The sequence below is a fragment of the Kitasatospora sp. NPDC024654 genome (assembly GCF_055559155.1).
This window is the reverse complement of sequence record NZ_JBVHLF010000101.1, coordinates 1-1379: the sequence shown is the minus strand read 5'-3', so window position 1 is coordinate 1379 and position 1379 is coordinate 1. Positions and strand designations below refer to the sequence as shown.

At 74.6% G+C, this 1379-nt stretch carries 1 protein-coding gene and 1 pseudogene; both read left to right on the top strand.

The window, feature by feature from the left end; translation table 11 throughout:
* Positions 1-484: 484 nt before the first annotated feature.
* Positions 485-778 (top strand): annotated as a pseudogene (locus ACZ38L_RS33800) (tRNA (adenosine(37)-N6)-threonylcarbamoyltransferase complex transferase subunit TsaD); the annotation flags it as partial.
* Positions 779-1062: 284 nt separating this feature from the next.
* Positions 1063-1379, top strand: a 317-nt coding sequence (locus ACZ38L_RS33795; protein WP_465700739.1) for a superoxide dismutase, incomplete at its 3' end; no start/stop codon positions are given.

The window sequence follows — 1379 nt, the reverse complement described above, 5'->3', positions numbered from 1 at the left end:
CGCGTTCTCCCCCCCCCCCCCCCCCCCGCCCCCCCCCCCCCCCCCACCCCCCCTTCCCCCCCCCCCCCCCCCCCCCCCCCCCCCCCCCCCCCCCCCCCCCGCCGGCTGGGCGGTTCGGGCCAGCGCGCGCGGCGGCGGAGGACGGCGGCCCGAGCACGGCCAGGCGCACGACGGTCACCAGCGCGGACGTCGTGCCGAGCACCAGCGTCCCGCTCGTCCGTGCGGCCGCGTGCCGGGATGACGGAGGATCAGGAGCGTGGCCGACGTGGTGAGGTGGGGAAGGAGGAACGGGCCGCCCGCCGCGAGGCGCGCGCGGCCGGGATCGGGTGCCCGCGGAAGGTGCGTCGGCGGTTCGCCTCGGTGCTGAGGACGGCGATGACCAGGAACGGGACCGGAGTGGGCGCTGTGGGCGGCCACCGAGCACCCGACCGGCGGTGCCGGTCGGGTGCTCTTGTGGATGTCACCCACGCCGCCCGCCCCTCCAGCGGCCCGCGCCCACGTGCACGCGGTGGCCCCGGTGGTGCGCGCGGCGCTGGACCAGGCCGGGCTCACCCTCACCGACGTCGGCGCGGTCGCCGTCACCACCGGGCCCGGCCTGTCCGGCGCCCTGCAGGTGGGGGTCGCGGCCGCCAAGGGGTACGCCTTCGCGCTCGGCGTCCCGCTCTACGGCGTCCACCACCTCGCCGGCCACGTCGCCGCGGCCACCCTGGACGGTGGCCCGCCGCCCAACCCCTGTGTGGTCCTGATCGTCTCCAGCGGACACACCTCACTGCTGCTGGCCGGGGGTGCCGCTCCTCCGAGGCCCGTGCCCTGACTGCCAGTAGGCCACCGGTGCCCACAGGGGTGTGGGTGCGGGGCCGGCCGTGCGTCCCGGCGGGCGCCGGTTGGGAAGACGATCGTCAGTCAGGAAGGAGGCGCCCCGCCAGGGGTGCGTCCGGTCGGCCGACGGGCCGGCCCCGCAACACACATGCTGAAGCACTAGAGTAGCTATTGCAAGTCATACGCAATAGTGTTCTCGTCGGCATGATCGTCACTGTCGACACCGAGAGGGGCCCTGTCCTGATGGGCACTTACACGCTGCCTGACCTTCCCTACGACTACTCCGCGCTCGAGCGGGCGATGTCCGCCGAGATCCTGGAGCTGCACCACTCCAAGCACCACCAGGCCTACGTCAATGGCGCCAACCTCACCCTGGAGCAGTTGGCCGAGGCCCGGGACAAGGACCAGCTCGGCGGCCTGGTCGGCCTGCAGAAGACGCTGGCCTTCAACCTCTCCGGCCACGTGCTGCACTCGCTCTTCTGGCAGAACCTCTCCCCGGAGGGCGGCGACCGCCCCGACGGCGCCCTCGGCGACGCCATCACCGAGCACTTCGGCTCCTT